The sequence below is a fragment of the Streptomyces sp. NPDC107521 genome (assembly GCF_055598485.1).
Genome location: NZ_JBVKAT010000001.1, coordinates 697371 through 718136 on the forward strand (window position 1 = coordinate 697371; position 20766 = coordinate 718136).

Here is a 20766-nt window from a genome sequence, read left to right on the forward strand (position 1 = left end):
CGGGGGCCGGACGTCGGGACCGGCCGGGCCCGGAGCACCGGGACGTCGGGTCCGGCCGGGAACGGCCGGACGGGGGGGGGAGAGGAAGCGGGGAGAGGAGCCGGGGCGGCGGCCGGGAGGAACGGGTGACCGCCGCGTCCGGAGGGGAGAAGAGGGCGGAGACGGAGGGTGAGGGAGAAAAGGGGAGCCGGGCGGCCGGCCTGTCCGGGGCCCGCCGCGGGCGGGCCGCCCGGCGCCCGGTGGTCACCGCGCCACGGGTGCGGGGCGGTGCGCGCGGGTCACCTCACCGCGCGCAGGGCGTCGACGATCCCGGCGCCGTAGAAGCCGTTGGCCCCCCGGCCGCCCTCGCACCGCGCGTCCGGCACGCCGTCGCCGTCCTGGTCGTACAGGGCGGGGCAGGCCGTCCGGTCCGCCCGGGCCCCGAGCAGCGCCCGGACCTGGGCCGGGGTGGCGTGCGGGTACCGCGACCTGATCAGCGCGGCGACGCCCGCGGCGTGCGGCGAGGCCATCGAGGTGCCCTGGAGGAAGCCGTACCCGCCGCCCGGCATGGTGGACAGGATCCGCCCGTCCGCGGACGGGGTGTCCGGGATCTGGTACCGCCGGTCGCCGCCCGGGGCCGCGACGTCCACGACGCCCCTGCCGTACGAGGAGTAGTACGACTTCTCGGACTTCGCGCCCGTCGCGCTGACCGTGACGACGCCGGGAAGCTGGGTCGGCACGTCGTAGCACAGGTGCGGGTCGACGGTGCGGGGCACCGGGGTCGAGTCGTTGGGGCTGGAGGTGTCGGTGAGGGCGCGGGAGGCCAGGTCGTGGGCGGAGTTGCCGGCCGAGGCGAGGTGCAGGACGCCCCGGCGCCCGGCGTAGGACTGGGCCCGGTTCACCGCGTCGACGACGGCCCGCTGGTCCGGATCGTCCATGCAGTTGTAGAGCCAGGGGTCCACGTAGTAGCTGTTGTTGGTGATCTCCACGCCGTGGTCGGCGGCGAACACGAAGGCGCAGACCACGTTCTCGGGGAGGAACAGTCCGCTGTCCGGCTCGCTCACCTTGATGGAGGCGATCCGCACGCCCGGCGCGACCCCGGCCACGCCGGTCCCGTTGCGGGCGGCGGCTATCTCCCCGGCGACATGGGTGCCGTGGTAGGCGGCGGGCGTGTAGGGGCGCCAGGCGTCCTCGCGGGTGTCCGCCGTGCCGCCGGCGCAGCTCGCGGACTGGGCGGGGGAGAAGTTCGGGGCGAGGTCGGGATGGGTGTCGTCCACCCCGGTGTCGATCACGGCGACGGTGACGTCGCGGCTGCCGGGGTTGATCCGGGCCGCCCGGTCGGCGCCGATCGCGCGCAGGTCCCACTGGTCGGCCTCCAGCGGCTCGCCCGCGCCCGCGGCCCGCGAAGCCGCCGCCGTCCGCGCGGCCTCCGCCGCGGTGAGCACCCGGGCCTCGCCCTCGCCGGTCGTCGCGGCGGGCGCCAGCGGCGCGGTGCGGGTGGCGCCCGCCGACGCCACCCCGCGGGTGGCGCGCAGCGCCGCGCCGAAGCCGGGGGCGGCGGAGTGGGCGACGAGGACGCCGATGGTGTCGTAGGAGGCGATCAGGGTGCCGCCCGCCGCGGTGACCGCCCGCTTCACCGAGGCGACCGTGGCGCGGTCGGTGGCCGTGTTGACGACGTACGACAGGGTCCCGGCGCCCTCCGCCGCGCCCTCGGTCCCACGTCCGGCGATGCCCTCCGCCATGCCCTCGGACCCGCTTCCGGCGGCGGCCCGGGCCGCCGGGGCGGCCGACGCGGCGGTGGCCGGAAGGAGGCCGAGCGACGCGGTCAGCGACAGGACGACCGGCACGGCGAGGGCGAGCCGCCGTCTGGAACGCAGAGGAAGCATGGGGTCTCCACATCATCCGAAGCGACACCGGCCCGCCGCACGGTTCGTGCTCGGGCAGGTACATGACGTCACTGTGCAGGGTGAAGCTATCTTCCCCACTCGCCGGCCAGCAATGACCCGCCACGGGTGACTTCGGAAAGTGCGGGGGGAGTTGAACCGGTCCCCGGGCAGCGCCGTGTCGTTGGACAGGGAGCCGAGAGCGACCGGCTCCCGCAGGAAGACCGAGGTCCCAGCTGTCATGTCCGTCGTACGAGGAGACTCCGTGGCCACCGACGCACCGCCCCCCTCGCAAGAGCATCACCGACTGCCCGCCGCCGAGGAGTTCTCCGAAGTGCAGCGGAGCGAGGAGTTCGGCGAACTGCGCCGCTCCTTCCGTTCCTTCTCCTTCCCGCTGACGATCGCGTTCGTCCTCTGGTACCTGCTCTACGTGATGCTGTCCAACTACGCGGGCGGCTTCATGGGCACCAAGGTCTTCGGCAACATCAACGTCGCCCTCGTGTTCGGCCTGGCCCAGTTCGTCACCACGTTCCTCATCGCCTGGTGGTACTCGCGGCACGCCGCCGCGAAGCTCGACCCCAAGGCCGACGCCATCAAGTCCCGGATGGAGGGCGGCGCATGAGCACCGCGCAGCACACCTTTCTCGCCGTCGACCTCGCCGCCAACAAGGCGAGCGAGCACCGGCCGCTGATCATCACCCTGTTCGCGCTGTTCGTCCTCGCGACCCTCGTCATCACCGTGTGGGCGGGCCGCCAGACCAAGGACGCGGCCGACTTCTACGCGGGCGGACGGCAGTTCAGCGCCTTCCAGAACGGACTCGCCGTCTCCGGCGACTACATGTCCGCGGCGTCCTTCCTCGGCATCGCGGGCGCCATCGCCCTGTTCGGCTACGACGGCTTCCTCTACTCCATCGGCTTCCTCGTCGCCTGGCTGGTCGCCCTGCTGCTGGTCGCCGAGCCGCTGCGCAACTCCGGCCGCTACACCATGGGCGACGTCCTCGCCTACCGGATGCGCCAGCGGCCCGTGCGCACCGCCGCCGGCACCTCGACCATCGTCGTGTCGATCTTCTACCTGCTCGCCCAGATGGCCGGCGCGGGCGTCCTCGTCTCCCTGCTGCTCGGCATCACCTCCGACGCGGGCAAGGTCCTCATCGTCGCCCTGGTCGGCGTCCTGATGATCGTCTACGTCACCATCGGCGGCATGAAGGGCACCACCTGGGTCCAGATGGTCAAGGCCGTGCTGCTGATCGGCGGCACCCTCCTGATCACCTTCCTGGTGCTGCTGAAGTTCGACTTCAACATCTCCGACCTGCTCGGCACGGCCGCCGAGAACAGCGGCAAGGGCGCCGCCTTCCTGGAGCCCGGCCTCCAGTACGGCGCCACCGGGACCTCCAAGCTGGACTTCATCTCCCTCGGCGTCGCCCTGGTCCTCGGCACCGCCGGACTGCCGCACATCCTGATCCGCTTCTACACCGTGCCCAACGCCAAGGCCGCCCGTAAGTCCGTGAACTGGGCCATCGGCATCATCGGCGCCTTCTACCTGATGACCATCGCGCTCGGCTTCGGCGCCGCCGCGCTCATCGGGCCCGAGGAGATCACCGCCTCCAACCCCTCCGGCAACACGGCGGCCCCGCTGCTCGCCCTGCACGTCGGCGGCGTCGACTCCACCTGGGGCGCGGTCCTGCTCGCCAGCATCTCGGCGGTGGCCTTCGCCACCATCCTCGCCGTGGTCGCGGGCCTGACCCTCGCCTCCTCCTCGTCCTTCGCGCACGACATCTACGCCAACGTCATCCGCAAGGGCCAGGCCACCGGCTCCGAGGAGGTCCGCGCCGCCCGCTGGGCGACGGTGTTCATCGGCATCGTCTCCATCGCGCTCGGCGCCCTCGCCCGCGACCTCAACGTGGCCGGCCTGGTCGCCCTCGCCTTCGCGGTCGCCGCCTCCGCCAACCTGCCCACCCTCCTCTACAGCCTGTTCTGGAAGAGGTTCACCACCCAGGGCGCCCTCTGGTCGATCTACGGCGGCCTGATCGTCGCCGTCGGCCTGGTGCTGTTCTCGCCCGTCGTCTCCGGCGACCCCAAGGCGATGTTCCCCGGCGTGGACTTCGCCTGGTTCCCGCTGAAGAACCCGGGCATCATCTCCATCCCGTTCGGCTTCCTGATGGGCTGGCTCGGCACCGTCCTGTCCAAGGAGAAGCCCGACGAGGCCAAGTACGCGGAGCTGGAGGTCCGGTCCCTGACCGGCACCGGCGCCCACTGAGCCACCTCTCCACGGGGGCGCGCGGCCGGGTCGCGGAGCATTCCGCGGCCCGCCCGCGTCCCGGGCCGGGAGCCCGGCCCCCTGCCGTTGTCGGTCCCCTCGCGTAGGCTCGAAGACGTCGGGGGGAGACCGTGCGCTCCACCGAACCGCGTAGAGGAGGGGGCCCCGTGCTCATCGACACCCACGGCCGCGTCGCGACGGACCTCCGGGTCTCGCTGACCGACCGCTGCAATCTGCGCTGCACCTACTGCATGCCCGAGGAGGGGCTGCGGTGGCTGACCAGACCGGAGCTGCTCACCGACGACGAGATCGTCCGCCTCATCGGCATCGCGGTCACCACCCTCGGCGTCGAGGAGGTCCGCTTCACCGGCGGCGAGCCGCTGCTGCGCCCCGGGCTGACCGGCATCGTCGCCCGCGTCGCCGCCCTCGCCCCCCGCCCCCGGATGTCCCTGACCACCAACGGCATCGGCCTGGGGCGCACCGCCGCCGCCCTGCGCGAGGCGGGTCTGGACCGGGTCAACGTCTCCCTGGACACGCTGCGCCCCGGCGTCTTCAGGACCCTCACCCGACGGGACCGCCACCAGGACGTCCTCGACGGACTCGCCGCCGCCCGCGCCGCCGGACTGACCCCGGTCAAGGTCAACGCGGTCCTGATGCCCGGGCTCAACGCCGACGAGGCCCCCGACCTGCTGGCCTGGGCCGTGGAGCAGGGCTACGAGCTGCGCTTCATCGAGCAGATGCCGCTGGACGCCCAGCACGGCTGGAAGCGCGAGGGCATGGTCACCGCGGGCGACATCCTGGCCGCGCTGCGCACCCGCTTCGAGCTGACCCCCGAGGACTCGGGGGAGCGCGGCTCCGCCCCCGCGGAGCGCTGGACGGTCGACGGCGGCCCCCACCGGGTCGGCGTCATCGCCTCCGTCACCCGCCCGTTCTGCGCCGCCTGCGACCGGACCCGGCTGACCGCCGACGGCCAGGTGCGCACCTGCCTGTTCGCCCGGGAGGAGACGGATCTGCGCGGCGCCCTGCGCTCCGGCGCCGCCGACGAGGAGATCGCCGCGCTGTGGCGCGGGGCCATGTGGGGCAAGAAGGCGGGGGCGGGCCTGGACGACCCGTCCTTCGTCCAGCCGGACCGCCCGATGTCCTCGATCGGGGGCTGACGGTGCGACCGGTGCGGAGGCGGGGGTGCAGGGTGGTCCCCGGCGGGCGCCCGCCCGGACATCCGTCCGTGCGCGGACACCCCGCCGCCGGGGGCCGCGGGGCGGTCCTCAGACGCCGGGCGCGGCGTCCCCGGACTCCCAGTCCGCCAGGGTGACCACGTCCTTGAGGAAGCCGCGCACCCCGAGGAACGAGGACAGGTGCTCCCGGTGCTCCTCGCAGGCCAGCCAGGTCTTGCGGCGCTCGGGGGTGTGGATCTTCGGGTTGTTCCACGCCAGCACCCACACGGCGGCCGTCCGGCAGCCCTTGGCCGAGCAGATGGGGGAGGTCTCGTCACTCACAGGTTCGTCTCGCAACTGAGGGAAAACGCCCGGGGAAAAAGGCGACGCCGGGCAGCCACGGGGGGAGCTGCCCGGCGTCGGTCCGTCGCTCCGACGGGGGATGCGGAGCGCGTACGAAGTATGTCACGGGTCACCCGCCGCCCGGCACTGGAACTGCCCGATTGATTTGAGCTGTTCCTGAGCATGGCGCGGAACCGACGCCCGCCCCGGGCCGTTCCGGGCACCCTCAGACCCCGTTCCCGGGCTCGCTCCGCGCGCCCGGCACCGGCCCCTGCGCACCCTGTGCGCCGGCCGCGCCGGACGGTCCGCCGTCGCCCTCCGGCCCCGTGATCATGGGCGGCGGCGGGGCCGTCACGAACGTCGTCGGCAGCCCCGGGGTGTTCTCCCGGCCCGCGTTGGCGACCACCACCGCGATGTACGGGAGCACCGCGCCCAGCACCAGGGCCACGAGCGCGACATGCCGTTCCACGCCCCAGAGGCAGGCGGCGAGGATGACCGAAACCGTGCGGACGGACATCGACACCACGTACCGGCGCTGGCGTTTGCGCACGTCCTCCTGGAGGCCCGTGCGCGCCCCGGTGATCCGGAACACCTCGGCGTTCCGGCCCTCACTCCGCTTCCGCATCACGTCCACCAACCGCCCGCATCGCTCTCTCCCCGCCCCGCTTCCGTCCGCGCCGCTCGGGGACGCCGGGCCCGGACGGCACCACGGTACGCCGCCGCCGGGCACCCCACGAGACCGGGGCCGGGCGCGGCGGCCCGCGGCGGGTGCGGGGGCGCGCCGGGGTACTCCGTCCGGGCGCGGCCGGGGTGCGCCGTTCGCATGACGGCCGGACAGTGGTCCGTACCGCTCGCGCAGCGGGCGAGCCGTACGCCGTACGTCGCGAAGGAGGCAGCACATGGGCTGGTTGTGGGCGATCATCGTCGGGTTCGTGCTGGGGATCATCGCCAAGGCGATCATCCCGGGCAAGCAGCACAGCCCGCTGTGGCTGACCACCATCTTCGGCATGCTCGGCGCCGTCGTCGGCAACGCGGTCGCGCGTGGCTTCGGCGTCGCGGCGACCTCCGGCATCGACTGGTGGCGCCACCTCTTCCAGCTGGTGGCCGCGATCATCATCGTGGCGGTCGGCGACGCCGCCTACGTGGCCGTGCGGGGCAACAGGCGGCGCGAGCGGGCCTGACCGGCCGACGACACCGGCCCGCCGTCACGGCGGGGGCGGCCGGGAGGCACCCTCCGGTGCTCCCCGGCCGCCCCCGCCGCCGTGCGCGGACCCGCCGTGCGCCGCCCGCGGTCCGGGCGGTCCGGGCGGCCCGGGCGGCCCGTGCGGTCAGGGCGCTCAGCCGCCCGTGACCTCCACCGCGGCCAGGTTCTTCTTCCCGCGCCGCAGCACCAGCCAGCGGCCGTGCAGCAGGTCCCCGGCGGCGGGGACGGCGTCCTCGGCGGTGACCTTGGCGTTGTTCACGTAGGCGCCGCCCTCCTTGACCGTGCGGCGCGCGGCGGACTTGCTGGCGACCAGCCCGACCTCGCTGAACAGGTCGACGACCGGACCCGGCTCGGCGACCCGGATGTGCGGCAGCTCGGAGAGCGCCGCCGCCAGCGTCCGCTCGTCCAGCTCCGCGAGGTCGCCCTGCCCGAACAGCGCCCGGGAGGCGGCGATCACCGCGGCCGTCTGGTCCGCGCCGTGCACCAGCGTGGTCAGCTCCTCGGCCAGCGCGCGCTGCGCCGCGCGGGCCTGCGGGCGCTCGGCCGTCCGCAGCTCCAGCTCCTCCAGTTCGGCACGCGGGCGGAAGGACAGGATCCGCGAGTAGCCCGAGATGTCCCGGTCGTCCACGTTCAGCCAGAACTGGTAGAAGGCGTACGGCGTCGTCATCTCCGGGTCGAGCCAGACGGCGCCGCCCTCGGTCTTGCCGAACTTGGTGCCGTCCGCCTTCGTCATCAGCGGCGTCGCGTAGGCGTGGACGGTGGCCGCCGGCTCCAGCCGGTGCAGCAGGTCCAGGCCCGCGGTGAGGTTGCCCCACTGGTCGCTGCCGCCCTGCTGGAGGGTGCAGCCGTAGCGGCGGTAGAGCTGGAGGAAGTCCATCGCCTGGAGGAGCTGGTAGCTGAACTCCGTGTAGCTGATGCCCTCGGAGGACTCCAGCCGCCGGGCGACCGAGTCCTTGGTCAGCATCTTGTTGACGCGGAAGTGCTTGCCGATGTCCCGCAGGAACTCGATCGCGGACAGCCCCGCCGTCCAGTCCAGGTTGTTGACCATCACGGCCGCGTTCTCGCCCTCGAAGGACAGGAACGGCTCGATCTGGCCGCGCAGCCGGTCCACCCAGCCCGCCACGGTCTCCGGCGGGTTCAGGGTGCGCTCCGCCGTCGGCCGGGGGTCACCGATCTGCCCGGTGGCCCCGCCGACCAGCGCCAGCGGCCGGTGACCGGCCCGCTGGAGCCGGCGCACCGTGAGCACCTGCACCAGATGCCCCACGTGCAGCGACGGCGCGGTCGGGTCGAAGCCGCAATAGAAGGTGACCGGACCGTCCGCGAGCGCCTTGCGCAGGGCGTCCTCGTCGGTGGACTGGGCGAACAGCCCGCGCCACTTCAGCTCGTCGACGATGTCCGTCACGGTTCTCTTGTCTCCTCGGTGGTCTTCGGTTCGATGGCTCCCGCCGCCCCCTGGGCACTGCTGCCCGGGGCGGCGGTCCGGCGGTGTCCGGGGCGGCCCCGGGGGATCGCCCCGGCGGCGCCCGGCGGCCGGAGCGGCGCGGGACCCCCGCGCGACCGGCCCGCCGGACCGCCTACGAGGTTATACGCCCTGGCTGACGGAGCTCATGTTGAATTCCGGGACCCGCAGCGCGGGCATCGCCGCCCGGGTGAAGTAGTCGGCCCACTCCCGGGGCAGCGTCCGCTCGGTGCGCCCCGCCTCGGTGGCCCGGCCCAGCACGTCCACCGGGGACTCGTTGAACCGGAAGTTGTTCACCTCGCCGGTCACCTCGCCGTTCTCGACCAGGTACACCCCGTCCCGGGTCAGCCCCGTCAGCAGCAGGGTCGCCGGGTCCACCTCGCGGATGTACCAGAGGCAGGTCAGCAGCAGCCCCCGCTCCGTGGCGGCCACCATCTCCCCGGTCGAGCGGTCGCCGCCGCCGTCCAGGATCAGGTTCCCGGCGGCCGGGGCCACCGGCAGCCCGGTCAGCCCGGCGCTGTGCCGGGTGGTGGTCAGCCGGTTCAGCTCGCCCCGGGAGATCCAGTCCGTCGCCGTCACCGGCAGCCCGTTGTCGAACACCGACTCGTCCCCGCCGGAGGAGTGCGCCACCACGAAGGGCGCGCACTCCAGCCCCGGTTCGTCCGGATCGCTGCGCAGGGTCAGCGGCAGCCCGGCCAGGCGCTCGCCCAGGCGGGTGCCGCCGCCCGGCCGGGAGAAGACCGTGCGGCCCTCCGCCGCGTCCCGGCCCGAGGCCGACCAGGACTGGTAGATCAGCAGGTCCGCCACGGCCGTCGGCGGCAGCAGCGTCTCGTACCGGCCCGCCGGCAGGTCCACCCGCCGCGCGGCCCAGCCCAGCCGCACGGCCAGCTCGGCGTCGAGCGCCACCGGGTCCACGTCGGTGAAGTCCCGGGTGGAGCGCCCCGCCCAGGCCGAGCGGGTGCGGTCCGGCGACTTGGCGTTCAGCTGCAGCGTCCCGGTCGGCTGGTCGTGCCGCAGCCGCAGCCCGGTCGACGTGCCCAGGTACGTCGAGGTCAGCTGGTGGTGGGCGAAGCCGTACAGCTCCCGGCCGCCCGCCCGGGCACGGGCGAACGCCTCCCCGAGGGCGGGCGCGAAGCGGTCGAACACCGCCGGGGAGGTCTCGGCGGGCGGCCCCGTGAAACCGGGCGACACCGGCACGTCCGCGACCAGCGGCCGCGCGTCCTCAGCCGGACCGGCGCCCCGCGCGGCGGCCTCGGCGGCCCGCACCAGCGGCTCCAGCTCGTCCCGGGTCACCGCCGACCGCGACACGACCCCGGACGCGGTGCCCTCCCGGCCGCCGACGGTCGCGACGACCGTCAGCCCGCGCCCCCGGGTGACCCCGTTGGTGGTCAGCGTGTTCCCCGCCCAGCGCAGATTGACGCCGGAGTGCTCCTCCGCGATCACGACGCAGCCGTCCGCCCGGGACAGCTCCAGCGCCCGCTCGACGGTCTCGTGCGGCGCGTCGGCCGCGCCGGCCCTGGACGTCCGCCTGCTCATCGGCCCGCCTCCTGCGTGGTGTGGGAACTGTGCCGCTCCGGGCGGCGGCGGCCGCCGGGCACCCGTCCGGTCGAGGGGCGCGCGCTCATCGTCCCGCCTCCCGCGTGGTGTTCAGGACGCCGACGCCCCGGAAGAGGGCGGACGGGCAGCCGTGGGACACGGCCGCGACCTGTCCGGGCTGGGCCTTGCCGCAGTTGAAGGCGCCGCCCAGGACATAGGTGCGCGGGCCCCCGACGGCCGCCATGGAACCCCAGAAGTCCGTGGTCGTCGCCTGGTAGGCCACGTCCCGGAGCTGGCCGGCCAGCCGCCCGTTCTCGATCCGGAAGAACCGCTGGCCGGTGAACTGGAAGTTGTGGCGCTGCATGTCGATGGACCACGAGCGGTCCCCGACCACGTAGATCCCCCGGTCCACGCCGCCGATCAGGTCCTCCGTCGACAGCCCGCCCGGATCGGGCCGCAGCGACACGTTCGCCATCCGCTGCACCGGCACATGGGCGGGGGAGTCGGCGTAGGCGCACCCGTTGGACCGCCCCAGCCCGGTGAGCCGGGCGATCCGCCGGTCCGTCTGGTAGCCGACCAGGGTGCCGTCCCGCACCAGGTCCCAGGACTGCGCCGCGACGCCCTCGTCGTCGTACCCGACGGTCGCGAGCCCGTGCTCGGCGGTCCGGTCGCCGGTGACGTTCATCAGCTCCGAGCCGTACCGCAGGGTGCCCAGCCGGTCGAAGGTGGCGAAGGACGTGCCCGCGTAGGCGGCCTCGTAGCCGAGGGCGCGGTCCAGCTCGGTGGCGTGGCCGACGGACTCGTGGATGGTCAGCCACAGGTTCGACGGGTCCACCACCAGGTCGTACGGGCCCGGCTCGACGCTCGGCGCGCGCATCTTCTCCGCCAGCAGCTCCGGCATCACGGCCAGCTCCGCGTCCCAGTCCCAGCCGGTGCCGGTCAGGTACTCCCAGCCCCGCCCGGCCGGCGGCGCCAGCGTCCGCATGGAGTCGAACTCGCCGCTGGAGCCGTCCACCGACATCGCGGTCAGCGCCGGGTGCACCCGCACCCGCTGCTGCGTGGTCGAGGTCCCGGCGGTGTCGGCATAGAACTTGTTCTCGCGCACGGCCATCAGGGAGGCGTCCACGTGGTCGACCCCGTCGGCCGCCAGCAGGCGCGCGCTCCGGTCGGCCAGCAGCGCCGACTTCTCCGCGTCGGGCACGGCGAACGGGTCGGTCACGTAGGACGAGACCCACGTCCGGTCGGCGTGCACCGGCTCGTCGGCCAGCTCCACCCGCTCCCGGGACCCGGCGGCCCGGATCACCCCGGCCGACAGCCGGGCCATCGCCACCGCCTGCGAGGCCACCCGTGCGGCGGCGTCCGGGGTGAGGTCCACGCCCGAGGCGAAGCCCCAGGCCCCGCCGTGCACCACGCGCACCGCGTAGCCCAGGTCGGTGGTGTCCGAGGAGCCGGCGGGCCGGGCGTCCCGCAGCCGCCAGGAGGCGCTGCGCACCCGCTCCAGGCGGAAGTCGGCGTGCTCGGCCCCGAGCGCCCGCGCCCGGGCGAGCGCGGCGTCGGCGAGGTGGCGCAGGGGCAGTGCCGTGAAGGCTTCGTCGATGGGGTGGGGCACCAGCGTCTCTTTCTGTCGACGTGACCGGTCGGGTACGGGGCTGTCGGATACGGGACCGGCGGATACCGGGGCTGTCGGGGACGGAGCGGTGGGTGCGCGGGGCCGCCGCGTGCGGGGTCCGCCTGACGTGGAGCCGCCGGACGGGTGGAGCTGTCGGGTTCGGGGACGTCGGTCACCGCGCCGTGGTGCGCGCGGCCCGCCGGGCACCGCCCGGCGCGGCGGCCTCCGGCGCGGTGAGGACCGGCCGGACCGCATCATGTCGCGTCCGCGCCCCCGCGGCCACGGGGCCGGCCGCGCCGGCGGGGGCGTCCGCGCACCCGGGGCCGCGTTTCTGTAGGGACCCGACAGCGTGTTCCGTGCGCCACTGTCGGCGCCCGATTCTCCGGGCGCGGGCCGGGACCGATAGGTTTCCGGGGAAGCCGCCTGCCAATCGCCGCCGGTCAACCGGTGTTCGGGCGGAGTACCACACGCTATCGAAAGGGTGATCCGTTGAGCCGCTCGGTTCTCGTCACTGGAGGCAACCGGGGCATCGGCCTCGCCATCGCCCGCGCGTTCGCCGACGCCGGCGACAAGGTCGCGATCACGTACCGCTCGGGCGAGCCGCCCGAGGGCTTCCTCGCCGTCAGGTGCGACATCACCGACAGCGAGCAGGTGGAACAGGCCTACAAGGAGATCGAGGAGAAGCACGGTCCCGTCGAGGTCCTGGTCGCCAACGCCGGCATCACCCGGGACCAGCTCCTGATGCGCATGACCGAGGAGGACTTCACCTCGGTCGTCGACACCAACCTCACCGGAGCCTTCCGCGTCGTCAAGCGCGCCAACCGCGGCATGCTCCGCGCCAAGAAGGGCCGTGTCGTCCTCGTCTCCTCGGTCGTCGGGCTGCTCGGCTCCGCGGGGCAGGCCAACTACGCCGCCTCCAAGGCCGGTCTGGTCGGCTTCGCCCGCTCCCTCGCCCGTGAGCTGGGATCGCGCAACATCACCTTCAACGTCGTCGCGCCCGGCTTCGTCGACACCGACATGACCAAGGTGCTCACCGACGAACAGCGGGCGGGCATCGTCTCGCAGGTGCCGCTCGGGCGGTACGCGCAGCCGGACGAGGTCGCCGCCGCGGTGCGCTTCCTCGCCTCCGACGACGCCTCGTACATCACTGGAGCCGTCATTCCCGTTGACGGCGGACTGGGAATGGGTCACTGATCACCATGAGCGGAATCCTCGAGGGCAAGCGCGTCCTGATCACCGGCGTGCTGACCGAGTCCTCCATCGCCTTCCACACGGCCCGGCTGGCCCAGGAGCAGGGCGCGGAGATCATCCTCACCGCCTTCCCGCGGCCCACGCTGACCGAGCGCATCGCGAAGAAGCTGCCCGCGCCCACCAAGGTCATCGAGCTGGACGTCACCAACGACGAGCACCTCGGGCGGCTGGCCGACATCGTCGGCGGGGAGCTGGGCGGCCTCGACGGCGTCGTGCACTCCATCGGCTTCGCGCCGCAGGACGCGCTCGGCGGCAACTTCCTGAACACGCCGTTCGAGTCGGTCGCCACGGCCATGCACGTCTCGGCGTTCTCGCTGAAGTCGCTGACCACGGCCTGCCTGCCGCTGATGCGGGACGGCGGCTCGGTCGTCGGCCTCACCTTCGACGCCCAGTACGCCTGGCCGCAGTACGACTGGATGGGCCCGGCCAAGGCCGCCCTGGAGGCCACCAGCCGCTACCTCGCCCGTGACCTGGGCAAGCAGAACATCCGCTGCAACCTGATCTCCGCCGGTCCGCTCGGCTCCATGGCCGCCAAGTCCATCCCGGGCTTCTCCGAGCTGGCCACCGTGTGGGACAACCGCTCCCCGCTGGCCTGGGACCTGAACGACCCCGAGCCGGCCGGCCGCGGTGTCGTCGCGCTGCTGAGCGACTGGTTCCCGAAGACCACGGGCGAGATCGTCCACGTCGACGGGGGACTGCACGCCATCGGCGCGTGACCCCCGGCCGGGCGCCGAGCCCGGCGTTCAGGGCCCGCTTCCCCCGGGGGAGGCGGGCCCCCGGCGCGCCCCGGGACGGAACCCGCCGGGAGCCGGGGCCCAAGGGGCACCCCCGCGCGCCCGGCGGGGCGCCCGCGCGGCTCACCCGTTCGGCTCATCCGGCCGGGCGGGGCGGCCGGGCGGGCCGCAGGCTGAAGTACGGGCTCGGCCGCCCGAGTTCGCGAGCCGCGTCGCCCTCCCCAGCACCCCCGCACGGCCGAGGAGGTTCCCCTTGTGCGCCCTTCCCGCCGTTCCGCCCCGGCGGCCCCCGTCGTCCTCCTGACCCTCCTGTGCGTGCTCCTCCCGCCGCACGGGGCCGCCTCCCGGCCGCGCGCGGCGCCGGCGCCCGAGCCGTTCGGCGCCTCCTGCCGGATCCGGACCGACGGTTCCGAGGTGACGGCCGACTGCCGCAACCCCTACCCGGAGCCCGACCTGCTCGCCCTGCACGTCGAGTGCCTGCGCTGGTGGGACCCTGACGCCGACGGCGTCCCGGTGGAGGCCGGACCGGCCGGACACGTCCGGCTGACCGGCCGCTGCTGGCACGAGGTCCACCACGCCTGGGTCAGCCACGGGCGGACGGGCTGAGCCGCCCCGGACGGCACTGGAACGGGTAGCCCGCCGCCTCCGTCCCCGCCGTCTCCGCGTCCCCGGCGCGGATCGCGGCGACCAGCCGCGCGTGGTCCATGTGCGTCTCCGGCGTCAGCTCCGGTCCCAGGTCGCCGCGCAGCGACTCCCGCATCACCTCGCCCAGATCCGCGTAGAGCGCGGTCAGCACGTCGTTGTGCGAGGCCGCCACCACGGCCAGGTGGAAGGTCGCGTCCGCCGCCACGAACGCCTCCGTGTCGCCGGACTCCCAGGCCCCGTCCCGGCGCGCCAGCAGGGCCTCGATCTGCCCGAGGTCCTTCTCCGTGCGCCGCTCGGCGGCCAGCCGGGCGGCGGCCGACTCCAGGGTGGAGCGCAGCTCCGCGATGTGCCGGGGGTCGGCGTCCGCGAACCGGCGGTGCATCACCCCGGCCAGCTCACTGGTGGCCGCGACATAGGTGCCGGACCCCTGGCGGATGTCGAGCAGGCCGTTGTGGGCCAGGGCGCGCACCGCCTCGCGGACCGTGTTCCGGGCGACCCCGAGCTGCTCGACCAGCTCCGGCTCGGTCGGGATGCGCGCGCCGACCGGCCACTCGCCCGAGGCGATCTGCTGCCGCAGCGTCGCGATGACCTGCTCGGACAGGGCCGCACGACGGGGATGGATCAGGGGCATGGCTCACCTTCGTACGCGGTACCCGCCGGCCGTCGGACGGCGCGCCCGACGGCCGGGGCGCGGCGGGGTCGATGGAGGGGGATTCAGGGGAGGGACGGTGATGTGGCCGACATCGGTGTGCTGGGCATCCGGTTCATTGGACAACCAATCATCCCATGATTCTATGATGGTGCTCATGGCCAGTGAGGAAACCCGGACACTGAACTCCCCGACCGGCGGTGGTCCGACCGCGCACCCGTCCCCGGACCCCGGGGGCGCGGGGAGATCCGGGACGCCCGCCGGGCGCGCCTGGACGGTGTGGGCCGCCCGGCTGCTGCCGGTCGGCATCGTCCTGGCCGCCGTCAACCTCCGCCCCGCCATCACCAGCCTCGGCGCGCTCATGGAGGAGGTCCGCGACGGGCTCGGCATGAGCGGCGGCGTGGCCGGGCTGCTCACCTCCGTGCCCTCCCTCTGCTTCGCCGTCTTCGGCGTCACCGCCCCCCGGCTGGCCCGCCGGTACGGTCCCGGGGCCGTGGTCTGCGTCGGCATGGCCGCCATCACCGCCGGCCTGCTGATACGGCCCTACGCGGGCGGCACCGCCGGGTTCCTGGCGGCCAGCGCCCTCGCGCTCATGGGCATCGCGGTCAGCAACGTGCTGATGCCGGTCATCGTCAAGCGCTACTTCCCCGACCGGGTCGGGACCATGACCGGCCTGTACTCCATGGCCCTCGCCCTCGGCACCTCCCTCGCCGCAGCCGCGACCGTGCCGGTGACCAGGGCGCTGGGCGGCGGCTGGCAGCCGGGGCTCGCCGTCTGGGGACTGCTGGCGGCGACGGCCGTGCTGCCGTGGCTGCCGTTCGTCCGGCAGCGCGGGGCGTCGGGCGCCACCGGCGCGGGCGACGGCGCCGGTGGCGCGCCGTCCGCGGCGGGCGGCGCCCCGGGCGCGGGTTCCGCGGACGCCGGTGCCGGGAGCGCCGGTGCCGGGACGGCGCGGGCCGGCCGGGCGGCGGGTCCGGAGGGCCGGGCCGGAGCGGGGCGGGAGCGCGCGGCGGAGGGCGCCGGGCAGGCCCCGGCGCTGCGCATCACCCGCAGCCCCACCGCCTGGGCGCTCGCCGTCTTCTTCGGGCTCCAGGCCACCGCCGCCTACATCACGATGGGGTGGATGGCGCAGATCTTCCGGGACGCGGGCGTCTCCGCCGGCACCGCCGGACTGCTGCTCGCCGTGATCATGATGATGGGCGTGCCGCTGGCCTTCGTCATCCCCCGGGTGGCCACGCGGCTGCCCCGCCAGGGTCCGATGGTCGTCGCCCTGGGCCTGTGCGGGCTCGCCGGGTACGCCGGTCTCTACTTCGCCCCGGTCACCGGGGCCTGGGCGTGGGCCCTGCTGCTCGGCGTCTCCAACTGCGCCTTCCCGCTCGCCCTGACCATGGTGGGGATGAGGGCCCGGACCAGCGGCGGGGTCGCCCAGCTCTCCGCCTTCGCGCAGAGCACCGGGTACCTGATCTCCATCCCCGGGCCGATCCTGGTCGGCCTGCTCTACCAGCACAGCGGCGGCTGGGGGCTGCCGATCCTGCTGATGAGCCTGCTGATGGTGCCGCAGATGGTGGTCGGCGTCCTGGCCGGGCGCGACCGCACGGTGGAGGACGAGGTGGCGGCCCGCTGACGTGGCCGTCGGCCGGGCGGCCCGGCGGTTCCTCCGCCGGGCGGTCCGGTGGCCGGTGCGTCCAGTGGTTCGACGGTTCGTCCGCCGGGCGGTCCGGTGGCCGGTGCGTCCGGTGGTTCGACGGTTCGTCCGCCGGGCGGTCCGGTGGCCGGTCAGTCCGGCGGGTCCGGTCGCACAGGCCCGGGGTCCGACGCGGTGCCGTCGCCGGGGCGGCCCCGGGGTGGTGACCAGCGACCGGGGGCGGGCCCGGCGGCGGGGGCGGGACCGGAGCGGCCGGGGCGTGGCCCGGTGGAGGGGACTGGTGGCGGGGCCGGAGAGGAAGCCGGCGGCTGGGCCGGAACCAGAGCCGGTGGCCGGGGGCCCTGCGGGGCGGACTCCGGCGGAGGGCCGCCGACCGGGCGGGAAGCGGGGGGTGCGAGACTTGGCCCCATGCCCCTCGACCCGAATCCGCAGCACGGCCAGAAGAAGATGCTGATCGTCTTCGGCTCCTTTCTCGCCATCTTCGTGATCATCGGCATCATCGCGACGATCGCCGCTCCCTGAGCGTGGCCCCGGGCCGGGGTCTCCCGAGCCGGAACGCCCCAGGAACCGGCCCGCTCCGGGGCCCGGCAGAGCCCGGCCCGGCCTGCCACCGGGATCCGGCCGTTCCGGCCCGCGCTGCCGCCTCGGTCCCTCCGCTCCGTGTTCGGTCTGCCGCCTCGGTCCGGCCGTTCCGCGTCCGGCCTCCCGCCGGCCCGGTGCGCACGGCGCTCGGCCGTCTCCTGAGCTGGGGCACCTTCGGATGCGCCCGGCGCCTGCTGGAACCGGTCGCCTCCCGGAACCCGGGGGTCCTGGAACCCGACGTCACCCTGGCCGTTCCCCGGAACCCGGCCGCTTCCGAGCCCGGTGTCACCTTGAGCGGCCGCCGCCCGGAACCGGCCGCCCTTGAGCCCGGTGTCTCCTCGGGCGGGAGCCCTCTGGAACCGGACACCTCTGAGCCCGGGGCTGGGCGCCCGGCGTCTCCTCGGGCGGGTGCCCCTGGAAACCGCCGCCTCTGAACCCGCGGCTTCCCGGCCCGGGCGTCCACGCGTGGCGTTCCTCCCCCTGCTACCCGGGCCCGGTCCCCGATTCGGGGCCCGTTCCCCGGCGCGGAGCCTTCCCCCCCCCGGGGGCGGAGCCGTTCCTCCCGGCGCGGAGCGGTTCCCCGCACCGGGGCGGTCGCGGACCTGACACGATCCCCGTCCGGAACGCCGGGTCGCCGGGCACGGCCCCACGGCCCCGGGCGCCCGGCACGTCCGGGCACAGCGCCCATCCGCTTCCCGCCCCTCCCCCCGGCGACGGCGTTCCGGGCGCGGCGCGCTCCGCGTGGTCCCCGGCAGGCTCCTTCGGCCAGGGCATCCGCGTCGGCCCCCGCCGTCGGACGGGACCGGTCCCGGGGCCCGCGCCGTACTCCCGTCCCGAGCCCCGCGCACCCGGGAACCGCGGTCGGACGCGCCCGCCCTTTCCGGCCACCGCGGGCACGGCCCGACGCGCACGACACCCGGGCACGGCCCGCACGCACGGTGTTCCGGTGGTCACGCCGTAGGCCGAGTCCGCCGCACCGCCCGCCCGCACCCGGGCACGGTGCTCGGGTGTGGGCGCACAGGGGCACGGCGCTCGCGGCAAGGCACTCCGCACGATCCCCGCCGGCCCTCGCCCCGCGCCGACCCTCGCCCCGAGCGCGGCGGCGCGGCCGCACGGCAGCCCCCGGCCGCCATCCGCGGGGCCGCCCACCCGCACGGCTCCGCCGCCCGTCCGACCGCGTCGGGCGGCCCCTGGTGGGGTTAACCCCCGCGTCCCCTAGGGGGTGAGGGTCAGGGTTGAGTGGGTGGAGTCCCGGATGGGCCCGGCACCCCGGTTTCCGTACTGTCGTGATGTGCCCGCGGAAGGCGGATCGCGGGGCACGGACAGGGACGCGCGAAGACCAGCGGAGGCACACATGTCGGCCCCTACGCACACCAGGCCCCACCCGGCGCCGAGCCCCGGCGGCGTCGACTCCCGGCTGCCCTGGTGGGCCGTGGCCCTGCCCGCCCTCGCCTTCGTCGCCCTGTTCCTGCTGATACTCGACCCGTCGGAAGCCGGAGCGGCCACCGGCGAGCCCGCGCTCACCCACCTCGTGCAGCGGTTCCAGGAGTGGTCCGCGCGCTGAGGGGGCCCGCAGCCGTCCCGCACCGCCCTGTCAACTCCCTGCGCTCCATGGCCTGTTTCATGCGAAGCTGGGTGTCATGAGCCTCGCAGAACCCCGCAGGATCGTCCTTTTCCGGCACGCGAAAGCCGACTGGCCCCAGGTGAGCGACCATGAGCGGCCGCTCGCCGACCGGGGCCGTACGGACGCCGCCGAGGCCGGCCGCCGCCTGACCGACACCGGAATCCCCTTCGACCAGGCACTCTGCTCCACCGCCCTGCGGACCAGGGAGACCTGGAAGCTCGCCGTCCAGGAGTTCCCGCAGCGGCCGAGGACGGTCTACGAGGAGCGGGTCTACGAGGCGTCGCCCGGCGAGCTGATCGCCGTGCTCAACGAGACCCCGGACGACCTGCGCAACGTCCTGGTGATCGGCCACAACCCGGGCATGGAGGGGCTGGCCGAGATCCTCGCGGGCGAGGCCGAGGCGGAGGCGCGCGGCCGGATGAGCCGCCGGGGCTTCCCGACGGCCGCCTTCGCCGTGCTGTCCTTCACCGGTTCCTGGAAGGACGTGGAGCCCGGAGTGGCCTCCCTCGTCGACTACTGGGCGCCCACCGACTGATCCGCCCCGCGACGCGACGGGGCCCGGCCTCCCGGAGGGGAGACGGGCCCCGTCGCGATCGAGGAGTCCGCCCGGACCGGCGGCGGGGCCGCGGGCGGCCGGGGGCCACCGGGCGGGGTGCCGCGGCGGGAGGTCAGTGAAGGTCGTCGCCGGGGCGCTGGTCCAGCGTGTCGGCCGCCTCGACCTCTTCGCGGGTGATGCCCAGCAGATAGAGCACGGTGTCCAGGAAGGGCACGTTCACCGCCGTGTGCGCCGCCTCGCGCACCACCGGCTTCGCGTTGAAGGCGACCCCGAGGCCGGCCGCGTTCAGCATGTCCAGGTCGTTGGCGCCGTCGCCGATCGCCACCGTCTGGGTGAGCGGCACCCCCGCCTCGGCCGCGAAGCGGCGCAGCAGCCGCGCCTTGCCCGCGCGGTCCACGATCTCGCCGGTGACCCGGCCGGTGAGCTTCCCGTCGACGATCTCCAGGGTGTTGGCCTGGGCGAAGTCCAGCCCCAGCCGCTCCTTGAGGTCGTCGGTGACCTGGGTGAAGCCGCCGGAGACGACCCCCACCTGGTAGCCGAGCCGCTTCAGGGTGCGGATCAGGGTGCGGGCGCCCGGCGTCAGCCGCACCTCGCTGCGGACCTTGTCCACCACCGAGGCGTCCAGCCCCTTCAGCAGCTCCACCCGCGCGTGCAGGGACTGCTCGAAGTCCAGCTCACCGCGCATCGCGGCGGCCGTCACCTCGGCGACGCGGTCCTCGCAGCCGGCGTGCGCGGCGAAGAGCTCGATCACCTCGTCCTGGATCAGTGTGGAGTCCACGTCCATGACGACCAGGCGCTGCGCCCGCCGGTGCAGCCCGGCCGAGACCACGGCGATGTCCACGCCGAGCGCCGCGGCCTCGGTGGCCAGCGCGGTGCGCAGCGGTTCCGTCGCCACACCGGAGACCGCGAACTCCACGGCGGTCACCGGGTACTTGGCCAGCCGGAAGATGCGGTCGATGTTGCTGCCGGACTCGGTGATCCGCGCCGCTATGGCGGCGGTGGCCTCCGCGGTGAGCGGGTGCCCGAGCACCGTGACCAGGGAGCGGCCCAGACCGCGCGGACGGTTGTCGCCGATACCGGAGATGATCTCCGCCTGCAGCTTCATCGACTCGGCCCAGCTGTGTATGGTCGCCCGCAGATCGCCCTCCCGGCCGCCCGGCGGCTCGGTCACCAGCGCGCACAGCACGATCCGGCCACGGGTCACGACCTGCTCGATGTCGACCACGTCGAGGGAGTAGGCGGCGAGGGTGTCGAAGAGGCCCGCCGTGATGCCGGGCCGGTCCTTCCCGAAGATCTTGACGAGAAGAGTGGGAACGTCAGAGGTCTGCGTCTGCGTAGCGCTCATGGTGTTCCCACCGTATCCGGCGCCGGCCCGCCGCCGCCCCCGAGGTCCGCCCACCGGACAGCCTCCGCGCCCGCCCCCGGGGCCGTCTCCGGGTGCCCTCCCGCCGGTCCCGCCGAGGGGCGCGGGCCGCCGGCCCCGCGCACCACCGGGGCACCGCCACGCCCCGTGTCCACCGCCGTTCCACGCCGTGACCGGGTTGCCCCGTGTACGGTCCCCGGCGAGGGGAGCCCGGCGGGATTTCGCAAGGCCCGGGTTTCGGTCAGGGCGCCGGGCCTGGAATAGTGCCCCCCGATGTTCGACATCCCTGGGCCGC

The 20766-nt window shown here is 74.7% G+C and carries 19 protein-coding genes; 11 read left to right on the forward strand and 8 right to left on the reverse strand.

The window, feature by feature from the left end:
- Positions 1 to 278: 278 nt before the first annotated feature.
- Entirely contained in the window at positions 279 to 1865 is a 1587-nt protein-coding gene (locus ACZ7LB_RS02950) for a S8 family serine peptidase (RefSeq protein WP_471465063.1), read from the reverse strand.
- Positions 1866 to 2127: 262 nt separating this feature from the next.
- Between ACZ7LB_RS02950 and ACZ7LB_RS02955 the strand changes: the two genes are divergently transcribed.
- The 3 genes from ACZ7LB_RS02955 to moaA all read left to right on the forward strand — a co-directional run bounded on the left by ACZ7LB_RS02955 (position 2128) and on the right by moaA (position 5275).
- Positions 2128 to 2484, forward strand: a complete 357-nt coding sequence (locus tag ACZ7LB_RS02955) for a DUF485 domain-containing protein (protein WP_471465064.1) — start codon at positions 2128 to 2130, stop codon at positions 2482 to 2484.
- Positions 2481 to 4118 carry a solute symporter family protein gene (locus ACZ7LB_RS02960; RefSeq protein ID WP_471465065.1) on the forward strand — a complete coding sequence of 546 codons (1638 nt, stop codon included), beginning with the start codon at positions 2481 to 2483 and terminating at the stop codon, positions 4116 to 4118. The genes ACZ7LB_RS02955 and ACZ7LB_RS02960 overlap by 4 nt, the downstream gene beginning before the upstream one ends.
- A 167-nt stretch (positions 4119 to 4285) precedes the next feature.
- Complete coding sequence (gene moaA, locus ACZ7LB_RS02965) at positions 4286 to 5275, forward strand: GTP 3',8-cyclase MoaA (RefSeq protein ID WP_471465066.1); 990 nt, start codon at positions 4286 to 4288, stop codon at positions 5273 to 5275.
- Between the two features lie 108 nt (positions 5276 to 5383).
- Here the strand turns inward: moaA and ACZ7LB_RS02970 are convergent, their stop codons facing one another.
- Positions 5384 to 5614, reverse strand: a complete 231-nt coding sequence (locus ACZ7LB_RS02970) for a hypothetical protein (protein WP_471465067.1) — start codon at positions 5612 to 5614, stop codon at positions 5384 to 5386.
- A gap of 226 nt (positions 5615 to 5840) precedes the next feature.
- The gene (locus ACZ7LB_RS02975; RefSeq protein WP_471465068.1) at positions 5841 to 6239 is read right to left on the reverse strand and encodes a DUF3099 domain-containing protein; all 399 of its coding nucleotides are present in this window, start codon (positions 6237 to 6239) and stop codon (positions 5841 to 5843) included.
- 274 nt (positions 6240 to 6513) lie between these two features.
- On the opposite strand from ACZ7LB_RS02975, the gene ACZ7LB_RS02980 reads away from it, so the two are divergent.
- On the forward strand, positions 6514 to 6795 hold the full coding sequence (locus tag ACZ7LB_RS02980; protein ID WP_161225350.1) for a GlsB/YeaQ/YmgE family stress response membrane protein: 282 nt from the start codon (positions 6514 to 6516) through the stop codon (positions 6793 to 6795).
- 156 nt (positions 6796 to 6951) lie between these two features.
- Here the strand turns inward: ACZ7LB_RS02980 and tyrS are convergent, their stop codons facing one another.
- The 3 genes from tyrS to ACZ7LB_RS02995 all read right to left on the reverse strand — a co-directional run bounded on the left by tyrS (position 6952) and on the right by ACZ7LB_RS02995 (position 11422).
- Positions 6952 to 8220, reverse strand: a complete 1269-nt coding sequence (gene tyrS, locus ACZ7LB_RS02985) for a tyrosine--tRNA ligase (protein WP_471465069.1) — start codon at positions 8218 to 8220, stop codon at positions 6952 to 6954.
- 180 nt (positions 8221 to 8400) lie between these two features.
- The gene (locus ACZ7LB_RS02990; protein ID WP_471465070.1) at positions 8401 to 9813 is read right to left on the reverse strand and encodes a metallopeptidase TldD-related protein; all 1413 of its coding nucleotides are present in this window, start codon (positions 9811 to 9813) and stop codon (positions 8401 to 8403) included.
- Positions 9814 to 9898: 85 nt separating this feature from the next.
- Entirely contained in the window at positions 9899 to 11422 is a 1524-nt protein-coding gene (locus ACZ7LB_RS02995) for a TldD/PmbA family protein (RefSeq protein ID WP_471465071.1), read from the reverse strand.
- A 489-nt stretch (positions 11423 to 11911) separates the two neighbouring features.
- Between ACZ7LB_RS02995 and fabG the strand changes: the two genes are divergently transcribed.
- The 3 genes from fabG to ACZ7LB_RS03010 all read left to right on the forward strand — a co-directional run bounded on the left by fabG (position 11912) and on the right by ACZ7LB_RS03010 (position 14013).
- Positions 11912 to 12616, forward strand: coding sequence for a 3-oxoacyl-[acyl-carrier-protein] reductase (gene fabG / locus ACZ7LB_RS03000; RefSeq protein ID WP_265291661.1), 705 nt, complete (start codon positions 11912 to 11914; stop codon positions 12614 to 12616).
- A 5-nt stretch (positions 12617 to 12621) separates the two neighbouring features.
- Complete coding sequence (gene fabI, locus ACZ7LB_RS03005) at positions 12622 to 13389, forward strand: enoyl-ACP reductase FabI (protein WP_471465072.1); 768 nt, start codon at positions 12622 to 12624, stop codon at positions 13387 to 13389.
- Positions 13390 to 13662: 273 nt separating this feature from the next.
- Entirely contained in the window at positions 13663 to 14013 is a 351-nt protein-coding gene (locus ACZ7LB_RS03010; protein WP_471465073.1) for a hypothetical protein, read from the forward strand.
- On the opposite strand, the gene ACZ7LB_RS03015 is transcribed toward ACZ7LB_RS03010, so the two are convergent.
- Entirely contained in the window at positions 13991 to 14683 is a 693-nt protein-coding gene (locus ACZ7LB_RS03015) for a FadR/GntR family transcriptional regulator (RefSeq protein ID WP_471465074.1), read from the reverse strand. The genes ACZ7LB_RS03010 and ACZ7LB_RS03015 overlap by 23 nt on opposite strands.
- Positions 14684 to 14858: 175 nt before the next feature.
- Between ACZ7LB_RS03015 and ACZ7LB_RS03020 the strand changes: the two genes are divergently transcribed.
- The 4 genes from ACZ7LB_RS03020 to ACZ7LB_RS03035 all read left to right on the forward strand — a co-directional run bounded on the left by ACZ7LB_RS03020 (position 14859) and on the right by ACZ7LB_RS03035 (position 19087).
- The gene (locus ACZ7LB_RS03020) at positions 14859 to 16325 is read left to right on the forward strand and encodes a CynX/NimT family MFS transporter (RefSeq protein ID WP_471465075.1); all 1467 of its coding nucleotides are present in this window, start codon (positions 14859 to 14861) and stop codon (positions 16323 to 16325) included.
- Positions 16326 to 16754: 429 nt separating this feature from the next.
- Positions 16755 to 16868 carry an SGM_5486 family transporter-associated protein gene (locus tag ACZ7LB_RS03025; RefSeq protein WP_265291665.1) on the forward strand — a complete coding sequence of 38 codons (114 nt, stop codon included), beginning with the start codon at positions 16755 to 16757 and terminating at the stop codon, positions 16866 to 16868.
- A gap of 1414 nt (positions 16869 to 18282) precedes the next feature.
- Positions 18283 to 18492 (forward strand): hypothetical protein, encoded by a 210-nt coding sequence (locus ACZ7LB_RS03030; protein WP_471465076.1) that lies wholly within the window; start codon positions 18283 to 18285, stop codon positions 18490 to 18492.
- Positions 18493 to 18568: 76 nt separating this feature from the next.
- A complete protein-coding gene (locus tag ACZ7LB_RS03035) occupies positions 18569 to 19087 on the forward strand; it encodes a SixA phosphatase family protein (protein ID WP_471465077.1) in 519 nt (172 codons plus the stop codon).
- A gap of 133 nt (positions 19088 to 19220) precedes the next feature.
- Here the strand turns inward: ACZ7LB_RS03035 and serB are convergent, their stop codons facing one another.
- Entirely contained in the window at positions 19221 to 20453 is a 1233-nt protein-coding gene (serB, locus tag ACZ7LB_RS03040) for a phosphoserine phosphatase SerB (RefSeq protein WP_471465078.1), read from the reverse strand.
- Positions 20454 to 20766 lie beyond the last annotated feature (313 nt).

Coding starts and splice junctions, on each gene's coding strand:
- ACZ7LB_RS03025 (WP_265291665.1), top strand. CDS start 16,755: ATGCCCCTCGACCCGAATCCGCAGCACGGCCAGAAGAAGATGCTGATC.
- ACZ7LB_RS03020 (WP_471465075.1), top strand. CDS start 14,859: ATGGCCAGTGAGGAAACCCGGACACTGAACTCCCCGACCGGCGGTGGT.
- serB (WP_471465078.1), bottom strand. CDS start 20,453: ATGAGCGCTACGCAGACGCAGACCTCTGACGTTCCCACTCTTCTCGTC.
- fabI (WP_471465072.1), top strand. CDS start 12,622: ATGAGCGGAATCCTCGAGGGCAAGCGCGTCCTGATCACCGGCGTGCTG.
- ACZ7LB_RS02950 (WP_471465063.1), bottom strand. CDS start 1,865: ATGCTTCCTCTGCGTTCCAGACGGCGGCTCGCCCTCGCCGTGCCGGTC.
- ACZ7LB_RS02960 (WP_471465065.1), top strand. CDS start 2,481: ATGAGCACCGCGCAGCACACCTTTCTCGCCGTCGACCTCGCCGCCAAC.
- ACZ7LB_RS03035 (WP_471465077.1), top strand. CDS start 18,569: ATGAGCCTCGCAGAACCCCGCAGGATCGTCCTTTTCCGGCACGCGAAA.
- ACZ7LB_RS03015 (WP_471465074.1), bottom strand. CDS start 14,683: ATGCCCCTGATCCATCCCCGTCGTGCGGCCCTGTCCGAGCAGGTCATC.
- ACZ7LB_RS03030 (WP_471465076.1), top strand. CDS start 18,283: ATGTCGGCCCCTACGCACACCAGGCCCCACCCGGCGCCGAGCCCCGGC.
- ACZ7LB_RS02990 (WP_471465070.1), bottom strand. CDS start 9,813: ATGAGCAGGCGGACGTCCAGGGCCGGCGCGGCCGACGCGCCGCACGAG.
- ACZ7LB_RS02975 (WP_471465068.1), bottom strand. CDS start 6,239: ATGCGGAAGCGGAGTGAGGGCCGGAACGCCGAGGTGTTCCGGATCACC.
- ACZ7LB_RS02980 (WP_161225350.1), top strand. CDS start 6,514: ATGGGCTGGTTGTGGGCGATCATCGTCGGGTTCGTGCTGGGGATCATC.